Annotated in this window: 20 protein-coding genes; 17 read left to right on the plus strand and 3 right to left on the minus strand. The window is 71.4% G+C overall.

Going from position 1 to position 23,979, the window contains the following annotated elements; translation table 11 throughout:
- The first annotated feature begins 82 nt into the window (after window positions 1–82).
- From J4E96_RS02345 to J4E96_RS02415, 15 genes are all read left to right on the plus strand, one after another.
- The gene (locus tag J4E96_RS02345) at window positions 83–2,518 is read left to right on the plus strand and encodes a chemotaxis protein CheA (RefSeq protein ID WP_227424200.1); all 2,436 of its coding nucleotides are present in this window, start codon (window positions 83–85) and stop codon (window positions 2,516–2,518) included.
- 3 nt (window positions 2,519–2,521) lie between these two features.
- Complete coding sequence (locus J4E96_RS02350; protein WP_227424201.1) at window positions 2,522–2,941, plus strand: chemotaxis protein CheW; 420 nt, start codon at window positions 2,522–2,524, stop codon at window positions 2,939–2,941.
- Between the two features lie 103 nt (window positions 2,942–3,044).
- Window positions 3,045–4,691 (plus strand): methyl-accepting chemotaxis protein, encoded by a 1,647-nt coding sequence (locus J4E96_RS02355; RefSeq protein ID WP_227424202.1) that lies wholly within the window; start codon window positions 3,045–3,047, stop codon window positions 4,689–4,691.
- 94 nt (window positions 4,692–4,785) lie between these two features.
- Entirely contained in the window at window positions 4,786–6,591 is a 1,806-nt protein-coding gene (locus J4E96_RS02360) for a methyl-accepting chemotaxis protein (protein ID WP_227424203.1), read from the plus strand.
- 279 nt (window positions 6,592–6,870) lie between these two features.
- Entirely contained in the window at window positions 6,871–8,394 is a 1,524-nt protein-coding gene (locus J4E96_RS02365; protein WP_406620446.1) for a methyl-accepting chemotaxis protein, read from the plus strand.
- A gap of 134 nt (window positions 8,395–8,528) precedes the next feature.
- Complete coding sequence (locus J4E96_RS02370; RefSeq protein ID WP_227424205.1) at window positions 8,529–10,154, plus strand: methyl-accepting chemotaxis protein; 1,626 nt, start codon at window positions 8,529–8,531, stop codon at window positions 10,152–10,154.
- A 224-nt stretch (window positions 10,155–10,378) separates the two neighbouring features.
- Window positions 10,379–11,947 carry a methyl-accepting chemotaxis protein gene (locus J4E96_RS02375; RefSeq protein ID WP_227425635.1) on the plus strand — a complete coding sequence of 523 codons (1,569 nt, stop codon included), beginning with the start codon at window positions 10,379–10,381 and terminating at the stop codon, window positions 11,945–11,947.
- Between the two features lie 158 nt (window positions 11,948–12,105).
- Window positions 12,106–13,299: a protein-glutamate methylesterase/protein-glutamine glutaminase gene (locus J4E96_RS02380; RefSeq protein ID WP_227424206.1), complete on the plus strand. Its 1,194-nt coding sequence runs from the start codon at window positions 12,106–12,108 to the stop codon at window positions 13,297–13,299.
- Complete coding sequence (locus tag J4E96_RS02385) at window positions 13,296–14,117, plus strand: CheR family methyltransferase (protein ID WP_227424207.1); 822 nt, start codon at window positions 13,296–13,298, stop codon at window positions 14,115–14,117. Before J4E96_RS02380 ends, J4E96_RS02385 begins: the two co-directional genes overlap by 4 nt.
- Complete coding sequence (locus J4E96_RS02390; RefSeq protein ID WP_227424208.1) at window positions 14,114–14,497, plus strand: response regulator; 384 nt, start codon at window positions 14,114–14,116, stop codon at window positions 14,495–14,497. The genes J4E96_RS02385 and J4E96_RS02390 overlap by 4 nt, the downstream gene beginning before the upstream one ends.
- A complete protein-coding gene (locus J4E96_RS02395; RefSeq protein ID WP_227424209.1) occupies window positions 14,494–14,949 on the plus strand; it encodes a chemotaxis protein CheX in 456 nt (151 codons plus the stop codon). Before J4E96_RS02390 ends, J4E96_RS02395 begins: the two co-directional genes overlap by 4 nt.
- 2 nt (window positions 14,950–14,951) lie before the next feature.
- Window positions 14,952–15,311, plus strand: coding sequence for a response regulator (locus tag J4E96_RS02400; protein WP_264466197.1), 360 nt, complete (start codon window positions 14,952–14,954; stop codon window positions 15,309–15,311).
- Window positions 15,308–15,811: a hypothetical protein gene (locus J4E96_RS02405; RefSeq protein ID WP_227424211.1), complete on the plus strand. Its 504-nt coding sequence runs from the start codon at window positions 15,308–15,310 to the stop codon at window positions 15,809–15,811. Before J4E96_RS02400 ends, J4E96_RS02405 begins: the two co-directional genes overlap by 4 nt.
- Window positions 15,812–16,001: 190 nt before the next feature.
- Complete coding sequence (locus J4E96_RS02410; RefSeq protein ID WP_227424212.1) at window positions 16,002–16,742, plus strand: DedA family protein; 741 nt, start codon at window positions 16,002–16,004, stop codon at window positions 16,740–16,742.
- A gap of 63 nt (window positions 16,743–16,805) precedes the next feature.
- Window positions 16,806–17,267 carry a YbaK/EbsC family protein gene (locus J4E96_RS02415; protein WP_227425636.1) on the plus strand — a complete coding sequence of 154 codons (462 nt, stop codon included), beginning with the start codon at window positions 16,806–16,808 and terminating at the stop codon, window positions 17,265–17,267.
- A gap of 48 nt (window positions 17,268–17,315) precedes the next feature.
- Here J4E96_RS02415 and coaA read toward each other — a convergent pair whose 3' ends face one another.
- Entirely contained in the window at window positions 17,316–18,272 is a 957-nt protein-coding gene (coaA, locus tag J4E96_RS02420; RefSeq protein WP_227424213.1) for a type I pantothenate kinase, read from the minus strand.
- 72 nt (window positions 18,273–18,344) lie between these two features.
- On the opposite strand from coaA, the gene glmS reads away from it, so the two are divergent.
- Together glmS and J4E96_RS02430 are read left to right on the plus strand one after the other, a co-directional pair.
- Window positions 18,345–20,204, plus strand: coding sequence for a glutamine--fructose-6-phosphate transaminase (isomerizing) (gene glmS, locus J4E96_RS02425; protein WP_227424214.1), 1,860 nt, complete (start codon window positions 18,345–18,347; stop codon window positions 20,202–20,204).
- Entirely contained in the window at window positions 20,201–20,554 is a 354-nt protein-coding gene (locus J4E96_RS02430) for a holo-ACP synthase (protein WP_227424215.1), read from the plus strand. Before glmS ends, J4E96_RS02430 begins: the two co-directional genes overlap by 4 nt.
- A gap of 67 nt (window positions 20,555–20,621) precedes the next feature.
- On the opposite strand, the gene J4E96_RS02435 is transcribed toward J4E96_RS02430, so the two are convergent.
- Together J4E96_RS02435 and J4E96_RS02440 are read right to left on the minus strand one after the other, a co-directional pair.
- On the minus strand, window positions 20,622–22,307 hold the full coding sequence (locus J4E96_RS02435) for an HNH endonuclease signature motif containing protein (RefSeq protein ID WP_227424216.1): 1,686 nt from the start codon (window positions 22,305–22,307) through the stop codon (window positions 20,622–20,624).
- Window positions 22,308–22,967: 660 nt separating this feature from the next.
- Complete coding sequence (locus J4E96_RS02440; protein ID WP_227424217.1) at window positions 22,968–23,957, minus strand: TIGR03560 family F420-dependent LLM class oxidoreductase; 990 nt, start codon at window positions 23,955–23,957, stop codon at window positions 22,968–22,970.
- Between the last annotated feature and the right edge of the window lie 22 nt (window positions 23,958–23,979).

Here is a 23,979-nt window from a genome sequence, read left to right on the forward strand (position 1 = left end):
ACGGCGTGCGCGTTCTCTCATCCATGTCTCCCCGCTGCCGATCAGACGTGCAGTCAAGGATCGACGCACGCAGGAGGCAGTCATGGATGACATGGACGACATCGTCAGTGAGTTCTTGGTCGAGAGCTACGAGAACCTCGACCAGCTCGATCAGGACCTGGTGGCGCTGGAGGTGACGCCCGGCTCTCGCGAGCTGTTGGGCAGCATCTTCCGCACGATCCACACGATCAAGGGCACGAGCGGGTTCCTCGCCTTCGGTCGCCTCGAGCGGGTCGCCCACGCGGGCGAGAACCTGCTCGTCGAGCTGCGCGAGGGCCGCCGGCTGATGGATCTGCCGACGACAGACGTGCTGCTGCGGATGGTCGACACGGTCCGCGAGATCCTCGCCTCCATCGAGACCCTGCGCGTCGAGGGCGACGTCGCCGTCGACGGCGTGATCGAGGAGATCCGCGAGGTCCTCGAGAGCCGCGGCACGCCGGTCGAGGCGGCCACGACCGGCGAGCTCGACGACATCGAGGCGCTTGAGGTTCTCGACGTGCTTGAGGCGATCAGCGTGATCGACGCGATCGATGTGATCGACGCGATCGACGTCCTCAACGACATTGACGCCCGATTCGACGGCAGGCCCGACGCCGAGCACGCCCCCGTCGCGCCGGTCGCCGCGGCGTACGTCGCGGCTGCGGCCCCGGCCCCGGCCCCGAGCGCGCCCGTGGTCCGAGCGAACGCCGCGTTCGTGCCGTCGCCGCGTGCGGGCGCGAGGATCGCCGCTGCCGGCGCCGAGGAGCCCGCTTCGGACGCCCCCGGACCCCGCACCGCGTCTGACGCCTCCATCCGGGTTGATGTCGACCTGCTGGACGCGCTGATGCGTCAGGTCGGCGAGCTCGTGCTCTCGCGCAACCAGATCTCCCGGCTCGCCGACGGTGCCGTGGACGGCGAGCTGCTGCGCGCCTCCCAGCGCCTGAGCCTGATCGCGTCCGAGCTGCAGGAGGGCGTCATGAAGACGCGCATGCAGCCCATCGACCACGTGTGGGCCAAGATGCCCCGCATCGTGCGCGACCTCGCGGCGACGTGCGGTCGCCAGGTGCGGCTCGACATGGTCGGCGGCGACACCGAGCTCGACCGGACCTTGCTCGAGGCCGTCAAGGACCCGCTCACGCACTTGGTGCGCAACGCGATCGATCACGGCATCGAGTCGCCCCAGGACCGCGTCGCGGCCGGCAAGCCCGCCCTTGGCGTGCTCACGCTCCGCGCCTACCACGCGGGCGGTCAGGTCTTCGTCGAGGTCGCCGACGACGGCGCGGGGGTCGACGCCGACCGCGTCGCCGCGAAGGCCGTCGAGCGCGGGCTGCGCACCGAGGCACAGATCGCCGCGATGACGGCGGCCGACCTGCTGCAGTTGCTGTTCCTCCCGGGCTTCTCGACGGCGGAGGTCGTCACCAACGTCTCCGGGCGGGGCGTCGGCATGGACGTCGTCCGCACCAAGATCGAGGCGATCGGCGGCACGGTCGAGGTCGAGTCCACGATCGGTCGCGGCACCGTCTGGCGCCTGCGCATCCCGCTGACGCTTGCGATCATGCCCGCGCTGACGGTCGAGTCCGCTGGCCAGCTCTACGCAATCCCGCAGGTCAGCCTCCTGGAGCTCGTCGCGCTCGACGGGCAGAAGGCCGGTACTGCGATTGAGTACGTGAACTCGGCGCCGGTCTACCGCCTACGCGGGGCCCTGCTCCCGCTCGTCGGCCTGCGCGACGTGCTCGAGTTCGGCCAGGACACCGAGGCCGCCGCGACCGCCGTCATCGCCGTGCTGCAGTCCGACACCCAGCGGTTCGGACTGATCGTCGACCGCGTGCTGAACACCGAGGAGATCGTCGTCAAGCCGCTGTCGGCCCGGCTCAAGTCCATCGGCGCCTACACCGGCGCGACCCTTCTCGGGGACGGCCGGGTGTCGCTCATCCTCGACGTGCAGGCCATCGCCCGGCGCTGCCTGGCTGCCGAGGCCCCCGACGCGGACCGCGCCGCCAAGGCCGCGTCGACGGCGTCGGCACGACCCGTCGAGCAGGTGCTCGTCGCCGGCATCGGAGGCGGCCGACGCGTTGCCATCCCGTTGGCCGCGGTCACGCGCCTCGAACGCCTGCGGCGCGACCTGGTCGAGCACGTCGGAGGCCGCGAGGTCGTCCAGTACCGCGGTGCGATCGTCCCGCTCGTTCGCCTGGATCGCCTGCTAGGCGGCATGAGCGACCTGGCCGGGGACGACCTGCTCGTCGTCGTCTACACGCGCGGCACCCGCAGCGTCGCGATCGTGGTCGAGGAGATCGTCGACATCGTCGACGACGACGCCGCGCGGCACTCGCAGATCGACGACCTCGGCCTGGTCGGCTCGACCGTGCTCCAGGATCGGGTCACCGAGCTGCTCGACGTCACCCAGGCCGTCCTGGCCGCCGACCCGACGTTCTTCACCGACGCCGGGGCCGATTCCGCGGAGCCGGTCCGCTCCGAGCTTGACACTCTCGTGGGGGTTTGACAGATGAGCAGGCAGTTCGCGACCTTCACCCTGGCCGGCGCGCGGTACGGCGTCGACGTGCTCCGGGTCCAGGAGGCGCTGCGTTTTCAGGCGCGCACTCCCGTCCCGCTCGCCCCGGCCGGCATCGCCGGACTCGTCAACCTGCGCGGCCAGGTCGTGATGACCGTGGACCTGCGCCCACGCCTGGGCCTCGCGCCGCTCGCGGCCGACTCCGAGCCGATGATGTTCGTCGTTCAGGTCGATGGCGAACCGATCAGCCTGCTCGTCGACGAGATCGGCGACGTGATCGACGTCGAGGAGAGCCAGTTCGAGACACCTCCGGACACGCTCCCTGCGTCCCTGCGCGATGTCATCCTCGGCGCCTACAAGCTCGACAAGGGCCTGCTCCTAGCCCTCGACGTCGACAAGGCCACCGCCGCCTGAGCTGGCGCGTCTACTACCCGAGCTGCACCAACTGCGCTGCATCACCTGGTCCGCGCTCGCGGGACCAGCCTTTGCCGAGCACCGACGAGCTACTGGAGACACCATGACTGCGACGACGCCCACCCAGGACGCCACCTCAGCCCGCCCCGGCGGGCGAGGTCTCGGCTCCTGGATCTCCGACCGATCGATCCGCGCCAAGATCCTGTCTGTGGTGGCCCTGCTCGCCGTCGTGGCGAGCGGGACCGGCGTGCTCGCCGTGGTGTCGATGCGGGAGATCTCCGCCGACACGAGCACGCTCGCGAGCATCCAGGAGAACATCGGCGTCCCGCTCGGGCACGTGCACCAGAACCAGCTCAAGTCGCGCATGATCGTCGCGCAGATCGCGGCGGCGGCCGACGACGAGGCGAAGCAGGCGTGGCTGGCCGACCTCGGCGCGAACGACGAGGAGATCGACGCCGACATCGCCGCGTTCACCGCGGCCATCGGCGCGAACCCCGTGCCCACCTGGGACGCGTTCCTCGACGGCTTCGACGCGTGGCGCGCGGCCCGGGACGCCGAGCTGGTGCCCGCGGCACTGTCCGGTGACCTGGTCGAGTACACGCGGGTGCTCAACGACGTCACCGAACCGCTCAAGGGGGACTACGTCGACAGCCTCGACGCGACAGCGGTGGCGATGACGGAGTACGAGAACGCGATCGCGGTCGAATCTGGTGCCGAGGCCGGGAGCGCGATGCGCATCCTCGTCATCGCGCTCGGCATCGCACTGGTGCTCTCGGCCGCGAGTGGCGTCTGGGTCGCCGGCGCGATGCAGCGCCGCGTCCAAGGCGTGCGGGTCGCCCTGATGGCGATGGCGCGCGGAGACCTGACGGTGCGCGCCGACGTCTCGAGCCGGGACGAGATCGGGCAGATGGCGCGGGAGCTGTCGGTCGCGCAGGACGCCTTGCGGTCGACGCTCTCGGGCGTCGCGGAGATCGCGCAGACCGTGGCAGCGGCGGCGGAGGAGCTGCAGGCGTCAAACACGCAGGTCGCGGCCGGCGCAGACGAGACGAGCGTGCAGGCCGGTGTGGTGGCTGCGGCGGCGGAGCAGGTCTCGCGCAACGTGCAGACGGTGGCTGCGGGTGCGGAGCAGATGGGGGCGTCGATCCGGGAGATCGCGCAGAACGCCAACGAGGCCGCGAAGGTCGCGTCGCAGGCGACCGGGGTCGCGAACGCGACGAACGACACCGTCTCCAAGCTCGGGATCAGCAGCCAGGAGATCGGGAACGTGGTCAAGGTGATCACGCAGATCGCGGCGCAGACGAACCTGCTGGCGTTGAACGCGACGATCGAGGCCGCGCGCGCGGGCGAGGCGGGCAAGGGCTTCGCCGTCGTGGCGAGCGAGGTCAAGGAGCTCGCGCAGGAGACAGCCCGCGCGACGGAGGAGATCACCCGCAGGGTCGAGGCGATCCAGGTGGACACCTCGGGTGCGGTGGTGTCGATCGGGGAGATCTCGGCGATCATCGCGTCGATCAACGACTACCAGCTGACGATCGCGTCGGCGGTCGAGGAGCAGACGGCGACGACGAACGAGATGTCGCGGTCGGTGACGGAGGCGGCGACGGGGTCGGGGGAGATCGCGGCGAACATCACCGGGATCGCGACGGCCGCGGCGTCCTCGAGCCAGGTGCTCGGCGAGACGACGGCCGCCGTCGGCGAGCTCGCCCGGTTGTCTGCCGAGCTGCACGAACGGGTCGGGGCCTTCACCTACTGAGCGCGGAACCGCACGAACCCGCGGTCGCCGGCGGGCGCCGGCTACCGCGGGGTACTGAACAGAGCTGTTCACCACGACGACGACGGAGTTTGACGTGCAGCACAGCGAAGCGACGACGACGCGCACGCCCACCCGGCCCGAGCGCGCGCTCCGGGCGCCTGGGCGCGCCGCCCGGGCGGTGGGTCGTCGCTTCGCGGACCTTCGCCTTCGCCGTGGCCGGGCTGGTGGCGGGGCGGCCGGCGAGGCTGGCGGTGCGGGGGCCCCGGCGCTGGGTGTCGAGGGAAGCGGCGCTGGCGGCGGGCGGACGGTCCCGGGCTGGGGGTGGTTCCTCAACCGCAAGCTGAGCGTCAAGCTCTTCACCGTCGTGCTCGTCCTGACGGCCTCCTTCGGTGCCGTCGGCGGCTACGGCGGCCTGATCCTGCTGCGCGCGAGCGCGCAGACGCAGGACCTCACCGAGCTCTCGAGCGAGGTGCTTGTCCCGATGCAGACCGCCCGCTCGGGCCAGCTGCGCAGCGAGCTGCTGCTGCGCCAGCTCGCGATGGCGACCGACGAGCACGGCCGGGACCGCCTCGTGCAGGCGATCGCCGGGAACGACCGAGTCGTCGCCTCGGCGATCTCGCGGGTCGACGCCTACCAGGATGACCCGAGCGCGGCGTGGACGAAGTTCCGAGCCGGCTGGGACCAGTGGCTCAGCGTCCGCGACGCCGATCTCGTCCCGATCGCCCGGGGCGACGGACCCGCGGCGCTCGAGAAGGCGATCGCAGCGTCGCCATTCGCCGACGCCGACGCTCTCGGCCGCTCGATCACGCTCGCATCGACCGCCGTCGGAGAGCAGATCGACGCGGGCGCCCTGGCGGCCGCCACCGAGTCCCGCCGGACCGTGACCCTGCTGGTGGTCTTCTTCTCCGCGAGCGTGGTCCTGGCGGGTCTGCTGGCGTACGCCGTGATCCGGCAGACGACTCGCGCGGTGGCCAGCGTGCAGGTCTCGCTCGAGGCTCTTGCCGCGGGCGACCTGACGGTCGGTGCCCAGGTGCGCACGCGCGACGAGATCGGAGCGATGGCCCGCGCCCTCGCGACGGCGCAGGCGTCGCTTCGCGCCACCTTGACGGGCGTCGCCCACACGGCCCAGACCGTGGCGGCCGCGGCCGAAGAGCTGTCGGCGTCGAACACCCAGGTCGCCGTGGGCTCCGACGAGTCGAGCTCGCAGGCGCGCGTCGTGGCCGCCGCGGCGCAGGAGGTCTCCCGCAACGTGCAGACCGTGGCCGCCGCCGCCGAGCAGATGGGCGCCTCGATCCGCGAGATCGCCCACAACGCGAACGAGGCGGCCCGCGTGGCGGGCCGTGCGGTGACGGTCTCCACCGAGACCGCGGCGTCGGTCAGTGAGCTCGGCGCCAGCGCGGCCGAGATCGGCAAGGTTGTGACGGTCATCACCTCGATCGCGCAGCAGACCAACATGCTCGCGCTCAACGCGACGATCGAGGCCGCGCGCGCGGGGGAGGCGGGCAAGGGGTTCGCGGTCGTCGCCAGCGAGGTCAAGCAGCTCGCACGGGAGTCCGCGGAGGCGGCCCAGGACATCGCCCGGCGGATCGCGGCCAACCAGGCGCAGACGGCGTCGGCCGTCGCGGCGATCGGGGAGATCGCCGCCGTCATCGCGGAGATCAACGACTACCAGCTCACGATCGCGAGTGCGGTCGAGGAGCAGACGGCGACCACGAACGAGATGTCCCGATCGGTCGCGGACGCCGCCACCGGGTCCGGGGACATCGCGGCGCACATCTCGGGCGTGGCGCGCACGGCGGCCGACGCGAGCACGCTGCTGGTGCGGATGGGGGCGGCGGTCGACGAGGTGACGCAGATGTCCGGCGACCTGCGCGAACGGGTCGCGATCTTCACCTACTGACGGCGCGAGAGGCCGCGCCGCGCGCCGGGCCTATGTCGCGGTTTCGAATACCTAGCGCTCCGGGCGTACCAGGGCCGAACGGGTGAACTTAGGTATCACCTATCCGGACCCATGGAACTCGGTCGGGTGTGGACGATCAGGGACTCGTTAGCGTCGCCACTGCCCTAGGAGCCTCCCGTGAGCCAGCCCACAGCGCCCCCTTCATCTCCGTCGCTCGCGCGGTCCTCGCGCGGTTCGGTACGGGTCAAGATCCTCGCGCTCGTCGGGATCTTCGCCGTGATGTCGAGCGGGCTCGGGATCTTCGCAGCCGTCAAGATGACCTCGATCGCCGATGCCGCGAAGGACGGCCAGACCCAGGAAGGCGTCGGCATCTCTCTCGCCGCGATGAAGTCCGCCCTCGGCGACGTGCGCATGCTCGGCATGCAGGTCGCCGCGGTGCAACCCGCGGACAAGCAGGTGCGGTTCGACAAGCTCCAGGTGGCGCTCGCCGCGATGGAGACGGCAATGGCGAGCTACGCCGACACGTACGAGGCCGCCAACGGCGCCCTGCCCGCGAACCTCGAGGTGTTCTCCGCCTCCTGGGTCAGCTACCGGGCGATCCTGGACGGTGAGCTCATGCCGGCCGCGATGGCCAACGAGCGCGAGGAGTTCGCCACGATCCTCACGGGCGACGCGAGCGGGATCATCACCGAGATGCTCGCCAACGTCACGGAGATCGAGGACGAGATCGCCACCGAGATCGAGACGATCGCTGGGTTCGCCGCGAGCGAGGCCCGCAGTGCGATCATCGCGACCGTGGTCATCCTGGTCGGCGTCATCCTCGCGGGGATCGTGCTCGGGACGCTGATCGCGAACGGCATGCTGCGGTCGGTGCTGGCGGTGAAGCGGAGTGTGGATGCGATGGCGACGGGTGATCTGACGGTGCGGCCGGATGTGCGGTCGGGGGATGAGATCGGGCAGATGGCGGCGGCGTTGGTCGTGGCGCAGGACTCTCTTCGTTCGGTGATTGCCGGCGTGGTTGAGACGGCGCAGACGGTGGCGGCGGCAGCGGAGGAGCTGTCGGCGGCGAACACGCAGGTGGCGGCGGGCTCGGAGGAGACGAGCGTGCAGGCCGGGGTCGTCGCGGCGGCGGCGGAGCAGGTCTCGCGCAACGTGCAGACCGTGGCGGCGGGTGCGGAGCAGATGGGCGCGTCGATCCGGGAGATCGCGCAGAACGCGAACGAGGCCGCGAAGGTCGCAGCCCAGGCGACGGGGGTCGCCCTGACGACGAACGAGACGGTCACCCGGCTCGGCGTGTCGACCGTGGAGATCGGGAACGTGGTGAAGGTGATCACGCAGATCGCGGCGCAGACGAACCTGCTGGCGCTGAACGCGACGATCGAGGCGGCGCGTGCGGGCGAGGCGGGCAAGGGCTTCGCGGTGGTCGCGAGCGAGGTCAAGGACCTGGCGCAGGAGACCGCGCGGGCCACGGAGGAGATCACCCGGCGGGTCGACGCGATCCAGGTGGACACCTCGGGTGCGGTCGTCTCGATCGGGGAGATCTCGGCGATCATCGCGTCGATCAACGACTACCAGCTGACGATCGCGTCGGCGGTCGAGGAGCAGACGGCGACGACGAACGAGATGTCGCGGTCGGTGACGGAGGCCGCGACGGGGTCGGGGGAGATCGCGGTGAACATCACCGGGGTGGCCACGGGTGCGGCGTCGTCGAGCCAGGTGCTGGTGCAGATGGGGTCCTCGGTCGACGAGCTCGCCCGGATGTCCGCCGACCTGCGCGAACGCGTCGCCGCCTTCACCTACTGACCTCCAGGTCGAGTCGTCTCGGAGACGGTCTGTGAGCACGATCACAGTCCGTCTCCGGCGTTGTGGTACCCGTCACACGACCCGGCGACCGGCCGATAGGGGTGATGTCCGACCACTCGACGAGAAAGATCGCCATGAGCCAGCAGACCCCGGCACGGCCCGATCGAACGACCCGCGGCTCCCGCGCCTCTGTCCGCGGCAAGATTCTCGGGCTGGTAGCGATCTTCGCGGTGTTCGCGACGGCCGTCGGCGCGTTCGCGGCGGTCCAGATCTCCACGATCAAGACGGACGCGGCCGAGCTGGCTGACACGCAGGCCACTGTGGGGACGTCGCTGACGACGCTCAAGGACGCGCTCTGGACGGTCCGCATGTACATCCCGCTCGTCGCCGCGTACGAGGGCGAGGGCAAGCAGGAGCAGTTCGACAAGCTCCAGGCCGCCTACGCCGCGATGGAGGAGGCCTCGGCGGGCTTTGCCGCGACGTTCGAGGAGGCGAACGGCGCCGTCCCGGCGAACTGGGACGACTTCACCACCTCGTGGGCCAACTACCGCGACGTCGTCGACGGCGACCTCATGGACGCCGCGATGGCGGACGACCGCGAGACCTTCGCGCAGGTGCGCGCCGGCGGCGCCGCGGACCTCGGCGCCACGATGATCGGCGACCTCACCGAGGTCGACGCCCAGGTCTCCGCGTCGATGGCCGAGATCGCGGACCGCGTCGAGCGGGACGCGACGACCGCGATCAGCACGACCATCGCGCTGCTCGCCGTCGCCCTGCTCATCACAGCCGTCGTCGGGGTCCTCCTGGCGAACGCGATCCGGCGGTCGGTGCTGGCGGTGAAGCGGAGTGTGGATGCGATGGCGAGGGGTGATCTGACGGTGCGGCCGGATGTGCGGTCGGGGGATGAGATCGGGCAGATGGCGGCGGCGTTGGTCGTGGCGCAGGACTCGTTGCGCGCGGTGATCTCGGGTGTGGTGGAGACCGCGCAGACGGTGGCGGCGGCTGCGGAGGAGCTGTCGGCGGCGAACACGCAGGTGGCTGCGGGTTCAGAGGAGACGAGCGTGCAGGCCGGTGTGGTGGCGGCGGCGGCGGAGCAGGTCTCGCGCAACGTGCAGACGGTGGCGGCGGGTGCGGAGCAGATGGGCGCGTCGATCCGGGAGATCGCGCAGAACGCGAACGAGGCCGCGAAGGTCGCGGCGCAGGCGACGGGGGTCGCGCTGACGACGAACGAGACGGTGACCCGGCTCGGTGTGTCGACCGTGGAGATCGGGAACGTGGTGAAGGTGATCACGCAGATCGCGGCGCAGACGAACCTGCTGGCGCTGAACGCGACGATCGAGGCGGCGCGTGCGGGCGAGGCGGGCAAGGGGTTCGCGGTGGTGGCGAGCGAGGTCAAGGACCTGGCGCAGGAGACCGCGCGGGCCACGGAGGAGATCACCCGGCGGGTGGACGCGATCCAGGTCGACACCCACGGTGCCGTCGTCTCGATCGGGGAGATCTCGGCGATCATCGCGTCGATCAACGACTACCAGCTGACGATCGCGTCGGCGGTGGAGGAGCAGACGGCGACGACGAACGAGATGTCGCGGTCGGTGACGGAGGCGGCGACGGGGTCGGGGGAGATCGCGGCGAACATCACCGGGGTGGCCACGGGTGCGGCGTCCTCGAGCCAGGTGCTGGTGCAGATGGGGTCCTCGGTCGACGAGCTCGCCCGGATGTCCGCCGACCTGCGCGAACGCGTCGCCGCCTTCACCTACTGACGAGCTCCGGTCGACTTCCCCGCAGGTACCCCGGCCTGACTTGTCAGCATATTCAAAGGTGAAACACAGCAGATTGCCAGGCTGGGGTGCTAGGTCGGTCATCTTTCCGCGTCGTCGGCCGATAGGGGAGGCAAGAAGCGCTGACCTGATATTGAGGAGATGGCACCGTGAGCCGCACCGGATCGCCGCAGGAAGTGGCGCCTCGCGCCAACGGTTCCGCCCGGATGTCCGTGCGCGTGAAGATCTTCGCGCTCGTCGCAGTCTTCGCGGTGCTCGCCTCGGGGCTGGGCGGGTTCGCGGCGATCAAGATGAGTGCGATCGCGGCGGGGACAGAGGCGGCTCAGGCGCAGGCGCTGGTCGGCACCGGGCTCGCGGAGCTCAAGTCCGCAGTGGTGGACATCCGCATCGGAATGTTGCTGATCAACACGGCCGAGCCCGCTGACAAGCAGGCCGCGTTCGAGAACCTGCAGGCCGCCTACGCGACGATGGACACCGTCAAGGCGTCGTACGCCGACACGTACGAGGCGGCCAACGGCGAGCTCCCGGCGAATCTCGAGAAGTTCACGACCTCACTCGGCGAGTACCGGACGATCGTCGACGAGGAGCTGGTCCCCGCGGCGATGGTCAACGACCACGAGACCTTCGCGGCGGTCCTTGGCGACGCGACCGCGATCGTCACCGGGATGCTCGGGGACATCGCCGACATCGAGCAGGAGATCGCCGCCGAGATGGTCGATCTCGCCGATTCCGCGGCGGCGGACGCACGGATGGCGATCATCGCGACTGTCGGCATCCTCGCCGTCGTCGTCGCCGTCGGAATTGCCGTGGGCGCAGTGATCGCGAACGGCATGCTGCGGTCGGTGCTGGCGGTGAAGCGGAGTGTGGACGCGATGGCGACGGGTGATCTGACGGTGCGGCCGGATGTGCGGTCGGGGGATGAGATCGGGCAGATGGCGGCGGCGTTGGTCGTGGCGCAGGACTCGTTGCGCGCGGTGATCTCGGGTGTGGTGGAGACCGCGCAGACGGTGGCGGCGGCTGCGGAGGAGCTGTCGGCGGCGAACACGCAGGTGGCTGCGGGTTCAGAGGAGACGAGCGTGCAGGCCGGTGTGGTGGCGGCGGCGGCGGAGCAGGTCTCGCGCAACGTGCAGACGGTTGCGGCGGGTGCGGAGCAGATGGGCGCGTCGATCCGGGAGATCGCGCAGAACGCGAACGAGGCCGCGAAGGTCGCGGCGCAGGCGACGGGGGTCGCGCTGACGACGAACGAGACGGTGACCCGGCTCGGTGTGTCGACCGTGGAGATCGGGAACGTGGTGAAGGTGATCACGCAGATCGCGGCGCAGACGAACCTGCTGGCGCTGAACGCGACGATCGAGGCGGCGCGTGCGGGCGAGGCGGGCAAGGGGTTCGCGGTGGTGGCGAGCGAGGTCAAGGACCTGGCGCAGGAGACCGCGCGGGCCACGGAAGAGATCACCCGGCGGGTGGACGCGATCCAGGTCGACACCCACGGTGCCGTCGTCTCGATCGGGGAGATCTCGGCGATCATCGCGTCGATCAACGACTACCAGCTGACGATCGCGTCGGCGGTGGAGGAGCAGACGGCGACGACGAACGAGATGTCGCGGTCGGTGACGGAGGCGGCGACGGGGTCGGGGGAGATCGCGGCGAACATCACCGGGGTGGCCACGGGTGCGGCGTCCTCGAGCCAGGTGCTGGTGCAGATGGGGTCCTCGGTCGACGAGCTCGCCCGGATGTCCGCCGACCTGCGCGAACGCGTCGCCGCCTTCACCTACTGACGCCCCACCCCGACCACCGCCCGCAGCGCCTCGGCGAGTCGTCGCGCGGCGCTGAGGGCGGGTGGACTCGTGGGGTGGCGACGCTCAGATTAAGGGCCGTCCGGCCGATGAGGAACCTGGATCCGGGAGACCACCTGGCGCCACGAAATGGAGGTCACGTGTCCCGAATCCGGGTGCTCGTCGTCGACGACTCCGTCGTCGTTCGTCGCCTCGTCGCTGACGCACTTGCGGGCGACCCGCAGATCGACGTCGTCGCGACGGCCGCGAACGGTCAGATCGGCCTCTCGAAGGTCGAGCAGCTCCAGCCCGACCTTGTGACGATGGACATCGAGATGCCCGTCATGAACGGCATCGAGGCGGTCCGCGCGCTGCGCAAGCGGGGCGACAGGCTTCCGATCATCATGTTCTCGACGTTGACGGAGCGCGGCGCCTCGGCGACCTTCGACGCGCTCGCCGCGGGCGCGACGGACTACGTGACGAAGCCGGCGAACGTGGGCAGCGTCACCGAGGCGCTGAAGAACGTCGCCGACCAGCTCATCCCCCGGATCAAGGCGCTCGTCCCGCACCCCGGCCTGGGGCCGACGCCGACGACGCGGCCCTTCGGCGCGGCCCGGCTCGGCGCGCAGGCGACCGCCACCGACCGCGCCACGGCCTTCACCGCCGACCGGCAGGCCGCGCCGCGCGGGGCCGCCGCCGCGACGTCGTCGGCCACGGTCCGCCTCGCAACGCGACCGGACGGGCCGGCCCGCCCGGTGCGCGTCGTGATCCTCGGCTCGTCGACCGGCGGACCGGAGGCGCTGTCGCGGGTTTTCAGCGCGATCACGACCCCGCTGCCGGTGCCGCTCGTGCTCGTGCAGCACATGCCGCCGCTGTTCACCAAGCAGCTCGCGAACCGGCTGGACCGGCTCGGCGCGAGCACCGTCATCGAGTCGGCCGGCGACGAGGAGCTGCTCCCCGGGCACGTCTACATCGCGCCCGGCGACGCCCACCTCGAGCTGCGGGCCTCGGCTCGCGGTGCGCGCACGCTCCTGTCCAACGGGCCGGCGGTCAACTTCTGCCGCCCGGCCGTCGACGTCCTGTTCAGATCCGCGGTCAGCGTCTATGGCGGCGGGATCCTCGCGGTCGTGCTGACCGGCATGGGCGCCGACGGCCGCACCGGGGCCGAGGCCGTCGTCGGCGCCGGGGGCACCGTGATGGTCCAGGACGAGGCCTCGAGCGTCGTGTGGGGCATGCCCGGGGCCGTCGCGATGGCCGGCTTCGCCCACCGCGTCCTCCCGCTCGATCAGATCGGCGCAACCATCGTGGGCGCCGTCCAACCCGCCACCCTCGCCACCCTAGGAGGAGCCCGGTGACTCTCGCCGCAGAAACGTTCACCTACGTCGCCGACCTCGTGCGTCAACGCAGCGCGATCCAGCTCGCCCCCGGCAAGGAGTACCTGGTGGAGAGCCGGCTGCTGCCGATAGCCCGCCAGGCGGGACTCACGTCCGTCGACGAGTACGTCCGGGGGCTGCGCAGGGTCCCTCGCCCGGCCGAGCACGAGCGGGTCGTCGAGGCCCTGACCACGAACGAGACCTCGTGGTTCCGCGACGTCGCCCCGTTCCAGTCGCTCACCGGGCACATCGTCCCCGAGCTGCTCGCGAGCCGGGTCGCCCCGACGCTCCGGGTCTGGTCGGCTGCGTGCTCGACCGGGCAGGAGGCCTACAGCATCCTGATGGCCGTGCTCGAGAGCGCGCCGACGGTCCGGCTGCAGATCACCGCGACGGACCTCTCGGAGGAGGTGCTGACCCGCGGCCGGGCCGGCCGGTACAGCCAGCTCGAGGTCAACCGCGGGCTGCCCGCCAAGCACCTCGTCCAGCACTTCACCCGCGTGGGCACGGAGTGGGAGGTGAGCCAGCGGCTGCGCGCGATGGTCACGTTCTCCAAGCACAACCTGCTGCACACCCCTCCCGCCGGCGGCCCGTTCGACGTGGTGTTCCTGCGCAACGTGCTCATCTACTTCGACCTCGCGACCAAGCGCGAGGTGCTCCGCAAGGCGCAGTCCGTGCTCAAGCCGGGCGGCTACCTGCTGCTCGGCGGCGCGGAGACCACCATCGGCATCGATGACTCCTGGGAGCGCGTGGCAGTGGGCCGCAGCTCCATCTACCGACGAAGCGAACGGAGGGCAGCATGAAGGCGCTCGTGATCGATGACTCCCGAGTCATGCGGCGGATCATCGCCGGGACGCTCCGCACCATCGGCTACACGACCTCGGAGGCCGGCGACGGCCGCGAGGCCCTAGACATCCTCGAGTCGGGCGAGACCTTCGACCTCGCGTGCATCGACTGGAACATGCCCGTCATGGACGGGCTCGAGTTCGTGCTCGCCGTGCGGGAGAAGAAGGAGTGGCGCGGCCTCACCCTCATGATGGTGACGACCGAGAGCGAGCACGGCCAGATCGTGCGCGCGCTCGCCGCCGGCGCGCACGAGTACCTCATCAAGCCCTTCACACCTGACGCGATCCGGGACAAGCTCGACCTTCTCGGCCTGCTCCCTATCGAGGAGTCCGTATGAACGCCCTTGCCCCGTTCGACACCGTCCAGATCACCGAGATCGCTGAGGAGATCTTCGCCGCGATGATCGACGGCGAGCCCGGCCTCCTCGGCCCGTGGCTCGACGGCCCGATCACCCTCGTCGACCCGCTGCACGCCTGGGTGGAGATGCACGACGTGTTCTCCGGCCGGGTCGTGCTGTCCACGGAGACGTCGACCGCGCACGAGCTGGTCCGCGGGCTGCTCGGCATGGGTCCGGACGAAGCCGTCTCGGAGGACGACCTCGTGGACGCCTTCGGTGAGGTCGCCAACGTCGTCGGTGGGAACCTCAAGGCGCTGCTGCCGACCCAGGGTCGGCTCACGCTGCCGCAGGTCGACCGGACTGCGCCCGCCACGGTTGGTTCTGTTCGCTTCGACGGAGCCGTGCTGTCCTGGCGTGGGCTTCCGCTCGAGATCTCCGTCTGGAGCATCTGATGCTGCGCGTCGTGATCGCTGACGACAGCCGCGTGATGCGGCAGATCGTCATTCGCACCCTGCGTCAGGCCGGCTACGACTGGGAGATCACGGAGGCCGCCGACGGCGCCATCGCGCTCGAGGTCGTCACCGACGAGCAGCCGGACCTCGTGCTCTCGGACTGGAACATGCCGAACATGACGGGCATCGACCTCCTGCGCGCGCTGCGCGCCGGGGGCGACGACGTGCCGTTCGGGTTCGTCACCTCCGAGGGCTCGCCCGAGATGCGGGAGCAGGCCGCCGAGGCCGGCGCGCTGTTCCTCATCGCGAAGCCGTTCACCGCGGAGTCGTTCCGCGCCGTCATCGAGCCGGTGCTCGCGTGAGCCTCGGCCCCGGCGAGATCGAGACGCCGCTGCCGCACGCGATGGACGTGCGCGACCTGCTCGAGGGGATGCTCGGCCGCGACGTCGACATCGAGACGGGTGGCGCGATGGTCAATCCCGCCGCCGACGACGGCGCGATGGTCGGGATCTTCGTCGACAAGCGGCTCAAGCTCGCCGCGATGGTGGTGCTCGACCTGCCGCTCGCCGCGTACATCGGCGCCTCGATCGCGCTCGTGCCGGTCGGCGGGGCGGAGTTCGCGATCGAGGAGGGCGCGTTGACGCAGGCGTTGTTCGACAACTGCGCCGAGATCCTCAACGTGTCCGCGTCGCTGTTCAACGCCGAGGGCGCCCCGCACCTCAAGCTCGACCGCTGCTACGCGCCGGGGGACCCGCTGCCGTCCGACGTCGCGAAGTGGGTCCTGGCGTACGTGCGCCGGATCGATCTCGGCGTCGCGATCAAGGGGTACGGCACGGGAAAGCTCTCGTTGCTCGTCCTCTGAGCGCCGCCGCCGGGGGTCGTCGCCAGGGGTCGTCGCCTGGGTCCTCGCCGGGGTCGTAGCCAGGGTGGCAGCCAGGGGTGTCCCTGATGTCCGCTGTGGGACCCTTTTCGTAGAGTTGGAACCGTCGGGGCACCCCGTCGGCCCATCCGGGCTCAGATCGACACCGCTAGCCAACAATGAACCGGAGCTGGTGACCGTGCTCGAGTGGATTCTTGCGCTTGCGGCCTCGCCCCTCGTCTACGTCGTCCTCTACCTGTTCGCCACGATCGACGGGTTCTTCCCGCCCATCCCGAGCGAGTCGGTCATCATCGCGCTGGCCGCCCTCTCGGTCACGAGCGGGCACCCGAACATCGCGCTGATCGCCGTCGTCGCCGCGGCGGGCGCGTTCACCGGGGACCAGATCGCGTACGCCATCGGCCAGCGCATCGATGTGCGGCGCATCCGCTTCCTGCGCGGCCCGCGCGGGCAGCGCACGCTCGACTGGGCCGAGCGGGCCCTGACGCACCGCGGCCCGTCGTTCATCCTCGCGGCGCGCTACGTGCCGATCGGGCGCGTCGCGGTGAACATGACCGCGGGTGCCCTCGCGTACCCGCGCCGACGCTTCGTCCCCCTCACCGCCCTCGCGGCCTGCACCTGGTCGGTGTACTCAGTCGCGATCGGCCTCGGGGCCGGCGTCTGGTTCGCCGATCACCCCCTCATCGCGATCTGCGTCGGCGTCGCGGGCGGCGTCGTCATCGGGCTGGTGGTCGACTGGGCGCTCGCGTCCCGCCAGCGCCGCAAGGAGCGCAGCGCCGGCCGGGCGGCCACGCCGCGGCCGGGCGGCCGCACCGATCCCGAGCCGCGGCCCGGGCTCGCCGAGTTCGAACCACGCCGGCCCGCGGGCGACGTACCGACGACGGCGGCCCGGCTGGCCCGCCGTCCGGTCGCCTAGGAGCTGGCGGTGGCAGGCCTCGACCCGGTGGAGGACCCCGCGCTGCACCGCAACGCGGTGCACATGCGGCGCGTGCTGCGCGGGCTCGGCGTCGGTGGCGAGATCCGCGAGCTCGCCGACTCGGCCCGGACCGCAGTCGAGGCGGCGGCGGCGCTCGGCGTGCCGGTCGGCGCGATCGCGAGCTCGCTCGTGTTCCGGCTCGGCGACGCGCCGCTGCTCGTCCTGACCTCCGGCGCGCACCGCGTCGACCCGGCGCTCGTCGAGGGCGCGAACCTCGTGCCCGACGCGCCCGGTGCGCGCCTCGTGCGCGCCGACGCCGACGCCGTCCGCGCCGCGACGGGCCAGCCGATCGGCGGCGTCGGCCCCGTCGGGCACCCGAAGGCGCTGCGCACCGTCGTCGACGTCGCGCTCGGTGAGTTCGAGACCGTCTGGGCGGCGGCGGGAACCCCGCACGCGGTGTTCCCGACCAGCTACGCCGAGCTGCTGCGCATCACGGGCGGGACCCCGCTCGTCGTCGGCCGCTGAGGCGTCGGCGCTGAGTCGTCCGCCGGGCTGGGCTGTCGTTCGGCCGAGCTACAGCCGGCGCAGCCGCATCCGCTCGACGGCGTGGTTGGCACCCTTGGTGAGGACGAGCGTCGCGCGGCTGCGCGTCGGCAGAATGTTCTGCACGAGGTTCGGCGCGTTGATCGCGTCCCAGATCCGGCCGGCGCGCTCGACCGCCTCGTCGTCGGTCAGGCCCGCGTACTTGTGGAAGTACGACTCGGGGCGGGTGAACGCCGTCGAGCGCAGGGACAGGAACCGGTCGATGTACCACTGCCGCACGACGGACGCGCGGGCGTCGACGTAGATCGAGAAGTCGAAGAAGTCGCTCACCGCGAACTCCGACGAGCCGACCGGCGTCGGGCGCGCCGGCTGGAGCACGTTCAGGCCCTCGACGATGAGCACGTCCGGGCGGCGCACGACGACGCGCTCATTCGGGACGATGTCGTAGGTGACGTGGTCGTAGACGGGCGCGCGAACCTCGGCGTGCCCGGCCTTCACCTTGGACAGGAACGCGACGAGCGCGCGCCGGTCGTACGACTCGGGGAAGCCCTTGCGGTCCATCAGGCCGCGGCGGGCGAGCTCGGCGTTCGAGAACAGGAAGCCGTCGGTCGTCACCAGCTCGACGTGCGGCGTCTGCGGCCAGCGCGCCATCAGCTCGCGCAGCAGGCGCGCGGTGGTGGACTTGCCGACGGCGACTGAGCCGGCGACGCCGATGACGTACGGCGTGCCGCCCGAGTCCTCCCGCAGGAAGGTCGACGAGGCCTCGTGCAGGTTCGTGGTCGCCTCGACGTACAGGTTGAGCAGGCGAGACATCGGCCGGTAGACCGCGTCGACCTCCGCGAGGTCGATCGGGTCGCCCAGGCCGCGCAGGCGTTGGACATCGGCGTCCGTCAGCGGCAAGGGAGTGGAGCCCGACAATCGGGTCCACGCCTGCCTGTCCAGCTCGACGTACGGAGTGGAGGGGATGAGCCCAGTCGTCGGTGCCACCCGAGGATTGTGCCCGATTCGGGGGCGCGTGCCGACACGGGGCCGGTAGCGGGGGTCGATAGACTCCGCCGCATGTGTGGAATCGTGGGGTACGTCGGAGCCCAGCAGCCCAGTTCTCGACCGCTCGACGTCGTGATGGAGGGACTGCGGCGGCTCGAGTACCGCGGGTACGACTCCGCCGGCGTCGCCGTCGTCACGGGCCCGGGAGGCGAGCTGGCGACCGCGAAGAAGGCGGGCAAGCTCGTCAACCTCGTGGACGAGCTCGCCGCGCACCCCCTGCCCGCCGCGACCGCCGCCATCGGGCACACCCGGTGGGCGACCCACGGCGCACCGAACGACGTCAACGCGCACCCGCACGTCGCCGGCCCCATCGCCGTGATCCACAACGGCATCGTCGAGAACTTCGCGGTGCTCAAGGCCGAGCTGACGGCCGCGGGCGCGACGTTCCTGTCCGAGACCGACACCGAGGTCGCGGCGCACCTGCTGGCCCGCGAGTACGCGGACTGCCACGACCTGTCCACGGCGATGTGCGCGGTCGCGCGGCGGCTGCGCGGAACCTTCACGCTCCTGGCCGTGCACGCGGACGTGCCCGACGTCGTCGTCGGTGCCCGGCACGACTCCCCGCTCGTGGTGGGCATCGGCGTGGGCGAGACCTTCCTCGGCAGCGACGTCGCGGCCTTCATCGCGCACACGCGCGAGGCGCTCGAGCTCGGCCAGGACCAGGTCGTCACGATCACCCCCGACGGCGCGACCGTCACCGACTTCGACGGCGAGCCCGCGGCGGCCCGCCGGTTCACCGTCGACTGGGACGCGGCGGCGGCGGAGAAGGGCGGCTTCGCGTCGTTCATGGACAAGGAGATCCACGACCAGCCGCAGGCGGTGACGGACACGCTCCTCGGGCGCACCGACATCGCGGGTCACCTCGTCCTTGACGACCTGCGCATCGACGAGTCGGTGCTGCGGTCGGTCGACAAGATCGTGGTCATCGCGTGCGGCACGGCCGCCTACGCGGGCCACGTGGCGAAGTACGCGATCGAGCACTGGTGCCGCATCCCGGTCGAGGTCGAGCTCGCCCACGAGTTCCGGTACCGCGACCCCGTCGTCAACGAGCGCACGCTCGTCGTCGCGATCTCGCAGTCCGGCGAGACGATGGACACCCTCATGGCCGTGCGGCACGCGCGCGAGCAGGGCGCCAAGGTCCTCGCGATCTGCAACACGCACGGGTCGACGATCCCGCGCGAGTCCGACGCCGTGCTCTACACGCACGCCGGCCCGGAGATCGCCGTCGCCTCGACCAAGGCGTTCCTCGCGCAGATCACCGCGACCTACGTGCTCGGCCTGTACCTCGCGCAGCTGCGCGGCAACCTGTTCCCGGACGAGATCACCGAGATCTTCGACCAGCTGCGAGCCATGCCCGACAAGATCCAGATCGTGCTGGACCGCAGCGACGAGGTGCGCAAGACGGCCCAGGACATGGTCGACACGACGTCGGTGCTGTTCCTCGGGCGGCACGTCGGCTTCCCCGTCGCCCTCGAGGGCGCGCTCAAGCTCAAGGAGCTGGCGTACATCCACGCGGAGGGCTTCGCGGCGGGCGAGCTCAAGCACGGCCCGATCGCGCTCATCGAGGAGGGGCAGGCGGCGTTCGTCATCGTCCCGTCCCCACGCGGGCGGCACTCGCTGCACTCGAAGGTCATCTCGAACATCCAGGAGATCCGGGCCCGGGGCGCTCGCACGTTGGTGATCGCCGAGGACGGCGACGACGCCGTGGCGCCGTTCGCCGACGTCGTGTTCTCGGTGCCCCGCTGCCCGACGCTCCTCGCGCCGCTGCTGACCGTCGTCCCGCTGCAGATCTTCGCGTGCGAGCTCGCCACGGTGCGCGGCCTCGACGTCGACCAGCCGCGCAACCTGGCCAAGTCGGTCACGGTCGAGTGATCGTCGGGGTCGGGATCGACGTCGTCGACGTCGCGCGGTTCATCGCCACGATCGAGCGGGTCCCGGCGCTGCGCGAGCGACTGTTCACGCCCGCGGAGCGGCGCCTGCCGCCCGCCTCGCTTGCCGCTCGGTTCGCCGCCAAGGAGGCGATCGCCAAGTCGCTCGGCGCGCCCGCCGGGATGAGCTGGCAGGACGCGACCATCCGCCGGGTTCCCGGCGAGCAACCCGAGGTCGAGGTGATCGGCACGGTCGCGGCGAAGGCGGCCGAGCGCGGCGTCGCGCGCTTCCACCTGTCGATCTCGCACGACGCCGGGATCGCGTCGGCGGTCGTGATCGCCGAGCGGGATTAGCTCCGAGCTTTCTGCCTGCCGCGTCCAGCTCGCTATTCGTTCAGCGCCGCTTGCCCGGCGGTGCGTTTTACAAGGGCTTTCCGTGCCGGTCGGTGAATAGCCAGCCGCCGCCGGGTTTCCAGGTGATCTCGATGCCATTGTTGTGGGTATGGGCGTGGTGGTGCCAGCACAGCAGGATGCCGGAGCGGGAGTCTGTGCCGCCATGGTCGCGGCCCCAGTGGTCACGGTGGTGTCCCTCGCACAGGCGGGGTGGGGCGGTGCAGCCGGGGTATTGGCAGTGCTTGTCGCGGGCGATGAGGGCGCGCAGAAGCTTGCGAGGGTAGGTGCGCCTCGTGCGGCCGTAGTCGAGGATCTGGGAGTCGGGTCCGAACGTGATGCGGGTGATCTCGCAGTCGCACAGGAGTCGGTCCAGGACGGCGCGGGGCAAGGGTCTCCCGTCCTCGAAGACCGCCGGGTTCAACCCCTGAAGAGTCGGGCCCGGCTGGGCCGGTCCGGGCGCCGGCACGCCGATCCTGCGCTCGCCGAGCTCGCCGAGCTCGCCGAGCCCGCCGAGCTCGCCCAGCCCGCCGAGCTCGCCCAGCCCGCCGAGCTCGCCCAGCCCGCCGAGCTCGCCCAGCCCGGCCAGGTTGACCCGGCTCTTCTCGGCCCCGCCCAGTTCGACCCCGCCGAGGCCCGGCAGCGGCAGCCCTGGCAGGCTCGGCCAGCTCGGCCCGGCCGTCGCGCGCTCCGCCGTCCCGCGCTCCGCCGTCCCGCGCTCCGCCGACGACGCCGCAGTGGCCGATCCGGCCGGATCGCTCGGGCCTGCCGTGGTGCCGCCGAGAACGGCCGCCGTGCCGCAACCGGTGGAGCCGGCAAGGGTGAGGAGGGTGGGGTAGTCGACGAGGACGGACAGGTGAGGGCGGGTGCTGCGGCCGGTCTGGCTGTTGTCCAAGGTGATGCGGGCGAGGTCGTGCAGGGACCCGGCGCGGCGGGCAGCGGCCGAGCGCTTGTCGTCCTTGGCAGGGATGCCGGCGATGGCGTCCAGGGCGGTGAGCAGGACGTGGCCGTGCTCGGTGGTGAGGAATCCCGACAGGTGGGTGCCGCCGGTGGTGGGGGAGACCTCGAGGTACTCGCGGTCCGTCGCGGCGGCGAACCCGCGCTCGTCGGCATCAGGATCGGCGGCGGCCGCCCAGCGCGCGGTCAGGGCGCGGAACGTATCCACGGGCAGCTGGCGGGCATGGGCGAGCAGGAACTGTTCCCCCACCGGGGTATCCGGGTCGGCGAGGACCTCCCGGCGGGCCGGGCTGGTCGCCGCGACCGTGGCGAGGATCTGGGCCTGCTCGATCCCGATCCGGTCCGGCCCGCCCTCCAGTACGAGCTCGGCGGTGCCGGGAAGCTCGTCGCGCAGGGCTCGGCCCAGGCGGGTCATCCGGCGGGCCGTTGCGTACCCGACCTTCGCGCGCCGCGACACCCACGCGGGGAAGGTGCGGGTCCCGGTCAGAGCCCAGAGCCCGTCGGTCTCGATGCCGGGCAGGGACGTGACGGCCAGTGCGCGAAGCCGGTCTGATGCCAGGAACGCCGCGTCAAACACGCCGACAGCGTCCGCTGCGCCGAGGTCGCGCAGCGTGTTCGTGGCGAGCGCATCGAGGTGCGCGCCGATCGCGGCCAGGTGCTCGGCCACCGACATCGGTGCGCCCGCGCACGGCGGCGTCGGCACCTGCCGTGAGGGCTCGCGCTCCGGAGCTGGGGAGGGCGACAAGGTCGGTGTGCTCATCGGGGCCGCTCCTGCTCTGCTCGGCTGGTTCGCTGCTGCGAATTCCTGAGTCAGACAATACGGGCACCCACTGACATTCACGCCTCCCCTCTGGGGCCCGTGAGGAATGCCTGTGGACAATGCGTCGCCTGTGGATGAGACAACGCGGAATGCGACTGTGGATAACCGCGAGTCCAATTCCGGGGCTCGCCGCTATGAGCTGCCAGCGGTTGCGATCGCCGAGCGGGCCCAGCCCGGCACCGGGCCACAAGCCCCGTCCGCCCGGGCCACGAGCCCGGTCCGCCCGGGCGGACCGTGTGGGCATTCGGTCGTTGAGCGCGCGCGTGTGGGCGTTCGGTCCCCTGGGAGCGCTCCGAACCCGCAGATTGCCCACATCCGCCGAGTCAGAGCAGATTGCCCACACTCGCGGCCGTCGTCGCCGCCCGCGAGGTGTCTCGGGGTGCATCCGTGCCCCCGCACGCGCCGGTCCCGGAGACACGCGGCGGCCGGCAGGCGGTCAGGGGGTGCGCAGAACGGCCGGAGGTTTGCAAAACCGGCCCTGGGCCGGGGCACGGCTACGCGAGGACGGGGTTCCGGGCCCGGGCCGGGCTACGGGTGGGCGAGAACGAGAGCTACGGGTGGGCTCGCGGTCGTCGCGGTCGCCCACGACGGGCGGGGAGCCTAGCCGCGCAGGGCCGGCGCGACCTCCTGCTCGAAGAGCTCGATCCCGGAGCGGTCGTAGGCCGCCTCGGCGAAGTACGCGATCGCGTAGCCCAGCCCGAGCGCCTGCAGCGCGCGCAGCCGCTCGACGATCTGCTCCGGCGTCCCCACGAGCGGGCCGGTGCGGAACTCCTCGAGGGTCGTCGCGGTGCTCGCGGGCACGACCGCGGCGTAGTGGGCCTCGATCCACGCCAGCTTGGCGTCGACGTCGGCCTGCGTGCGCCCGATCACGACGTTGTAGTTGGCGGAGCGGGTGATCGAGCCGACGTCCCGGCCGAGTCGTTCGCAGTGCTCGGCGAGCACCGCCGACTTGTGCGCGAAGCCTTCCGGCGACCCGTCGAAGTTCGTGTACTGCGCGTACTGTGCGGCGATCCGCAGCGTCTTCTTCTCGCCGCCGCCGGCGATCCAGAGCGGGATCCCGCCCTCCTGCAGCGGCCGCGGGTACCCGCGCGCGCCGTCGACCTGGAAGTACTCGCCCGCGAGCGTCGCCGAGCCCTTCTCCCACATCTGCCGCATGATCTGCACGCCCTCCTCGAGCGCCGCGATCCGGGCGCCGGCGCCGGGGAAGCCGTACCCGTACGCGCGCCACTCGTGCTCGTACCAGCCCGCGCCGATGCCCATCTCGACCCGGCCGCCGGAGATCGCGTCGATCGTCGCCGCGACCTTCGCGAGGTAGGCGGGGTTCCGGTACGCCATGCAGGTGCACATCTGGCCCAGCCGCACCCGGCTCGTGCTCGCGGCCAGCGCCGCCATGAGCGTCCAGGCCTCGTGCGTGGCCTCCTCGGTCGGCTCGGGGACGGTGTGGAAGTGGTCGTAGACCCAGACCGACTCCCAGGTGTCGCCGGCGTCGGCGTGGGCGGCGACCGCGTGCATCGCGGCCCACTGGTCGGCAGGGGCGATTCCGACGAGGTCGAGGCGCCAGCCCTGCGGGATGAAGAGTCCGAATCTCATGCTGGCGAATCTACCCGCGCGG

Source organism: Pengzhenrongella sicca (assembly GCF_017569225.1).
GTDB classification, from domain to species: Bacteria; Actinomycetota; Actinomycetes; order Actinomycetales; family Cellulomonadaceae; genus Pengzhenrongella; species Pengzhenrongella sicca.